Raw genomic sequence first — 5,486 nt, 5'->3', positions numbered from 1 at the left:
AGGGCTGAGGTATCGACTTGAGAATCCCCTTCTAAAACTTCTCCGTCTAGCGGAATTTTTTCTCCAGGCTTGACCAGAATCAAATCGCCAACCTTAACGGACTGCGGTGCAACTTGTCTGATTGTGCCGCCAACTTTGAGATTGGCCGAATCTGGACGAACTTCTAGCAGCGCCTTGATCGATCGCCGCGATCGCCCCACCGAGTATTCTTGAAACAGTTCGCCAATCCGAAAGAACAGCATCACGGCGACCGCTTCGGGCAGCAGGTGAATGGCGATCGCTCCCACTGTGGCGATCGTCATCAGAAAGTTTTCGTCAAACACTTGCCCACGCAGGATGTTTCGCCCTGCCGACTTCAGCACTGTCCAACCGCTAATCAGGTAGGCCGGAATCAGCACGGCATATTCAGCAATGCTGTAGGGCGTGTCGTGCAAGGTGTCTTCAAAAACAAGCCCTATGACAAATAGAACCACAACGATCAGCACCGGAATCAGTTCTGCCTTCAGGTCAAATTCGCTGGAGCCGTGGCTGTGCCTATGATCGTGCCCGTCGTCCTCGCTGTGTTCGTGATCATGCCCATCGTTGTCACTGTGTCCGCCGTAATCGTGATTGTGTTCTGTCGGAGTGCGAACAGATTGGGGAGCGGGCGATCGCCCGGTTGCGATCGTGTAGCCCAGCGCGATGACTCGCTCTTGAATTTGCGCCTCGCTAACTTTCTGCGGGTCATACGAGACGGTGAGCTGCCCAGTGGCAACGACAACGGATGCCTCATCCACACCTTTGAGCCGCTCTAAGCTGCCTTCAATTTTCATTTTGCAGCTCGTGCAGTCCATACCGCCGACCTGCATTTGTTGAGTTTTAAGGGACGGAGTTTGAGTCATGGCCGTTGCCAGCAAAACATCAGGAAGAACTGCTCTGCACTTTAACACAATTAATGCAATATATGAACAACTATTCAGATATTAAAATGATTATCATTTTATTGAACTGCTTATCGCTCTCACCGAGATGAACAAATCAACCTCTCCCAAATCAAAATCGCAGCAGACTCCAGCCGAAGATGCGCCCGGTTGCGACGAACATCTGGTTCATCTCAACACGGTACGCCAAGTGCAGCCAGAAATGCTGTCGATGCAGAAGGCGCAGCAGATGTCAGAATTTTTTGGTGTTCTGTCTGACCCCAATCGACTGCGGTTAATATCGGCTTTGGCGCATCGAGAACTGTGCGTGTGTGATTTAGCTGCGGCCATTAAGCTCACCAAGTCTGCTGTCTCGCATCAACTGCGCGTGTTGCGATCGGCCAGACTGGTGAAATACCGCAAAGAAGGGCGCAACGTCTACTACAGCTTGGCTGACACGCACGTGATCAACCTCTATCAAGAAGTGACAGACCACATGAATGAGCATTAGTTGCTACACAAACTGTTAAGCGACTTGCTAACATCAATGGCAGGTTCTTCTAACTGAAAGAATGCAAATTAAATCAGAGCAGCTCGCTTATTGGTATCTTAGACTTAACGGCTTTTTAACCATTCCAAACTTTGTAGTTCATCCTGATCGAGGCAGCAATCAGGCAACTGATGTTGATATTTTCGCAGTACGATTTCCGTACCGAGGCGAAAATCTTGCAAATCCCATGCAGGACGAAGAATACTTTGCTTCTGTCAAAGAGAAGTCGTATATCGCGATTGCCGAAGTCAAAAGCACTGTCTGCGATCTAAATCTTCCTTGGACTGATCCCAAGCGGCAAAATATGCTAAGAATTATTCGAGCGCTCGGTGCTTTTCCAGAAGCAGAAAGCAGTCTAGTTTCTAAATCTCTTTACAAACATGGTGTTTACTCAAATCATCTATACTACGTTTCCTTGCTCTGTTTAGGACGTGAGCAACACTCTGGTATTGCTCAAAAATATCCTCTTGTACCCCAAATTCTCTGGACTGATGTGTTACGTTTCATTCATAAACGCTTCCACGAATATCGTCGGCAAAAGAAATCTCATCCCCAGTGGGATCAGGTAGGTTGCGAGCTTTGGAATGTATATCAAAGCAACAAAGATGTGAATACTTTTATAGAAAGCATTACTGTAAGCGGCTGATGTAGTAATGTACAAGCTGACACTTAAATGTAGAATGAAAAAATCGCTTCAATCCTTCTATCAAGTCTCCTTGTAAGTGCTTTCCAACTATCAAGTTAAACTGCTCGCCGCCGCGCTGATGGTCGTCGATCACATCGGCGCAGTTTTCTTTCCCGAAATTTTGGAACTGCGGGTATTAGGACGGCTGAGTTTTCCTTTATTTTGCTGGCTATTAGTGCAGGGTGAAGCGCATACCAGAAATTTTCAGCAGTATGCAATTCGACTATTGGTGTTAGGAATTGTTTCTCAGCCGATCTATCAGCTTATTTTTCAAGTTCAAAGATTAAATATTTTCTTTACTTTGCTGATTGGGCTAGGGTGTCTACGAACAGCAAGACAGGCTCCTCAATTTCAAGTTTTGAGTTGGATTGGAGGTGGTCTGCTAGCTGAAGTGAGTAGCGCTGAATATGGCGCTTATGGAATTGGGGCGATCGCCCTTCTCAAATACTTTCAACCTAACAAAATCGTGTGGTGGGCAAGCTGGATACTGCTCCATTTGATTCTGCTGATTGCTCAACCCAGTTTTGGTCAAATTCAACTTTTCGCGATCGCTGCACCGCTAATCTTGCAGATGGTCAATCGTCAGCCTGGTGCAAAAGCAAGGTGGTTTTACTTATTCTACCCGGTTCATTTGTTGGTGCTTTACCTCATCAGAATTGGGCTAACGAGAGCAAGTGTTTTGGGTTAAGAGCGAATGATGACGGGCGTTCCTTCTCCGACTCGATCGTAGATTTCTTGAATCTCTGTGTCATCGACTCGAACACAGCCATGAGACACTGCTTGACCGAGAAACTGCGGTTCATTCGTGCCATGAAATCCAATGTATCCGTCTGGTGTTTCCGTGAAGCCAATCCAGCGAGAACCCAGCGGATTATCTGGTCCTGACGGAATAATTTCTCCGGTAATTGGATGCTCCCAAGCCGGATTCTTCTCCATTGTCGTGACTTCAAACGTTCCCGTTGGTGTTTCCCAACCAGCTTGCCCGATCGCAACGTCATGAGTCGAGATCAGCTTGCCTTTCTGGTAAAGATTAAGCTGGCGATCGCTCAAATCCACTACGAGCCGAAAGGTTTTAGCCAGTGGATTGGGTGCTGAAGATGAGGTTAAGACAACCGTTCCTGATTCTGCATCCAGCGGCGGATTTGGATTGACTGCAACAGTCGAATCTGGCTTGCGTCCGGCTGACAAAAGCAACAAGAAGGCCGCACCGAAACTCATCAGCATGAAGGTATTCGCGATCGATTTGTCCTGCACCCTGACTGAATTGCGGTGCTGATGGCTGGCTTTCATACCGTTTGCAAAAATCAACTTAGGCGATCGAACATTAAGCTAGCGTTTTTGCGTCTCTCAGCCTACTGCTTCTAAAGAGTTTAAACTAATTCTTGAGGGCGATCGGCTCCAACTTTCCTGAGCAGGAATCTTTTTGACAAATTGTTTTAGCTGGTAAAAGCTATTAAGACCAACTTTGATCAAAACGTAATCGCTCTGCTCTAAAGTAGCTTCAACCTTTAGGAACACAATGAATGTCATTCGATCGCTCTTCTTTTTTGTCGTGGCGGGGCTGTGCGAGATCGGTGGTGGGTATCTCATTTGGATGTGGGTACGAGAAGGCAAAAGCCTTTGGCTTGCAGTAAGCGGAGCAATTTTGCTAGCTGCTTATGGATTTGTTGCAACGCTTCAACCCGCGAACTTTGGACGAGTCTATGCAGCCTATGGAGGCGTTTTTGTCATTCTCTCAGTGTTTTGGGGGTTGGAAAATCGACGGCTTCATACCCGATCGCGCTGATTGGGTAGGCGCTGGAATGATTGTTTTCGGTGCAGTCATTATGATGTATGCCCGTAGAAGGTGATTTTTCCAACTGCCTTTTTGTGAAATTTGCTTAACTTCGATCGAGCCGCTGCTCAGGCTGCTAGAGTCAATTATGAAAAGATTATGAAAAACAATGCCTCCCCCCACTCGGCCTAGCCTGCCTGAAGTTCACCGCACGATCGAAATTCCACAGCACAAAGGTTTTTGGCCCAAGCTGCTGGCCTACGCTGGGCCGGGATACCTCGTCTCGGTTGGCTACATGGATCCTGGCAACTGGGCGACCGACATCGCAGGCGGGTCACGGTTTGGCTACACACTGCTCAGCGTGATTTTGCTCTCGAATCTGATGGCGATTTTGCTGCAATCGCTGTGTGTGCGCTTGGGCGTGGCAACCGGAAAAGATCTGGCGCAGGCTTGCCGAGATTACTTTAGTCCGCGCGTCAGCTTTGTGCTGTGGGTGCTGTGTGAAATTGCGATCGCCGCCTGCGACTTGGCCGAACTGCTGGGCAGCGCGATCGCTCTTCAGCTTTTGTTTGGCCTGCCGCTGATTTGGGGCGTTTGCATTACGGCTCTGGACGTATTAGGACTGCTGTATTTGCAGGGCAAGGGCTTTCGCTATGTCGAAGCCCTAGTAATTTCGCTAGTTGCTACAGTGGGCGTTTGTTTCGCGGCTGAAATTCTATTTTCTCGCCCCGACATGGGCGGCATTTTGGCGGGATATGTGCCGAACGGTGAAATTTTTCGCAATCCTGAAATGCTCTACATTGCGATCGGAATTTTGGGCGCAACCGTGATGCCGCACAATCTCTATTTGCATTCGTCGATTGTACAAACTCGTGCTTGGCAGCCGACTTCTGAAAAGCGCTGGGAAGCGATTAAATTCGGCACGATCGATTCCACCGTCGCCCTGTCGATCGCGCTGTTCATCAACTCGGCCATTTTGATTGTGGCGGCTGCCACTTTTCATGTTTCCGGCTATCAGGATGTCGCTGAAATTCAAGATGCCTACCAGTTGCTCTCACCGCTGCTGGGCGTGAGTGCAGCCAGCGCAATTTTTGGCTTGGCGCTGTTGGCATCGGGGCAAAGCTCGACCCTGACGGCAACATTAGCCGGACAAATTGTAATGGAAGGCTTTTTGCAAATTCGGCTGCGCCCTTGGGTACGCCGACTGGGAACGCGCCTGATTGCGATCGTTCCCGCTTTAATCGCCATTATCTTTTTTGGCGAACGCAGCACTGGCGATCTACTCGTTTTGAGTCAGGTTGTCTTGAGCTTGCAGCTTTCGTTTGCCGTCGTTCCGCTTGTGATGTTTACCAGCGATCGCCGTTTGATGGGGGAGTTTGTCAATCCCATCTGGCTCAAGCTGTTGGCTGGAGCGGTCGCCACCGTAATCGTCGGGCTAAATGTTTGGTTGCTAGTGCAAACCTTTCTAGTGCAGGATTAAGAGACTTGTTTTGCGAGTGGCTCTAGCAATGTGCAGCCAAAGTAATCACAGATGCGCCGCTTGAGTTCCTGGGCACTCAAAGTTTGATGCGGTTCGAT

Annotated in this window: 8 protein-coding genes; 6 read left to right on the top strand and 2 right to left on the bottom strand. The window is 48.7% G+C overall.

Going from position 1 to position 5,486, the window contains the following annotated elements; genetic code table 11:
- On the bottom strand, positions 1–881 hold an 881-nt coding region (locus H6F67_RS00075; RefSeq protein ID WP_190762078.1), incomplete at its 3' end, for a cation transporter.
- Between the two features lie 127 nt (positions 882–1,008).
- Here H6F67_RS00075 and H6F67_RS00070 point away from each other — a divergent pair.
- From H6F67_RS00070 to H6F67_RS00060, 3 genes are all read left to right on the top strand, one after another.
- Entirely contained in the window at positions 1,009–1,410 is a 402-nt protein-coding gene (locus H6F67_RS00070; protein WP_190762077.1) for a helix-turn-helix transcriptional regulator, read from the top strand.
- Positions 1,411–1,471: 61 nt separating this feature from the next.
- Positions 1,472–2,095: a hypothetical protein gene (locus H6F67_RS00065; RefSeq protein WP_190762075.1), complete on the top strand. Its 624-nt coding sequence runs from the start codon at positions 1,472–1,474 to the stop codon at positions 2,093–2,095.
- Positions 2,096–2,171: 76 nt separating this feature from the next.
- Positions 2,172–2,822 carry a TraX family protein gene (locus H6F67_RS00060; protein WP_313926736.1) on the top strand — a complete coding sequence of 217 codons (651 nt, stop codon included), beginning with the start codon at positions 2,172–2,174 and terminating at the stop codon, positions 2,820–2,822.
- Here H6F67_RS00060 and H6F67_RS00055 read toward each other — a convergent pair.
- Positions 2,819–3,424 carry a L,D-transpeptidase gene (locus H6F67_RS00055; RefSeq protein WP_242020418.1) on the bottom strand — a complete coding sequence of 202 codons (606 nt, stop codon included), beginning with the start codon at positions 3,422–3,424 and terminating at the stop codon, positions 2,819–2,821. The genes H6F67_RS00060 and H6F67_RS00055 overlap by 4 nt on opposite strands.
- A gap of 229 nt (positions 3,425–3,653) precedes the next feature.
- Between H6F67_RS00055 and H6F67_RS00050 the strand changes: the two genes are divergently transcribed.
- From H6F67_RS00050 to H6F67_RS00045, 3 genes are all read left to right on the top strand, one after another.
- Positions 3,654–3,920, top strand: coding sequence for a YnfA family protein (locus H6F67_RS00050; protein ID WP_242020417.1), 267 nt, complete (start codon positions 3,654–3,656; stop codon positions 3,918–3,920).
- On the top strand, positions 3,892–3,984 hold the full coding sequence (locus H6F67_RS28430; RefSeq protein ID WP_396797404.1) for a hypothetical protein: 93 nt from the start codon (positions 3,892–3,894) through the stop codon (positions 3,982–3,984). Before H6F67_RS00050 ends, H6F67_RS28430 begins: the two co-directional genes overlap by 29 nt.
- 93 nt (positions 3,985–4,077) lie before the next feature.
- A complete protein-coding gene (locus H6F67_RS00045) occupies positions 4,078–5,388 on the top strand; it encodes an Nramp family divalent metal transporter (protein ID WP_190762073.1) in 1,311 nt (436 codons plus the stop codon).
- Positions 5,389–5,486: the final 98 nt, after the last annotated feature.

Source organism: Microcoleus sp. FACHB-1515, from assembly GCF_014696105.1.
Lineage (GTDB): Bacteria > Cyanobacteriota > Cyanobacteriia > Elainellales > Elainellaceae > JAAUTJ01.
The sequence above is the reverse complement of the archived record's forward strand: the minus strand, read 5'-3'. Positions and strand labels throughout refer to the sequence as shown.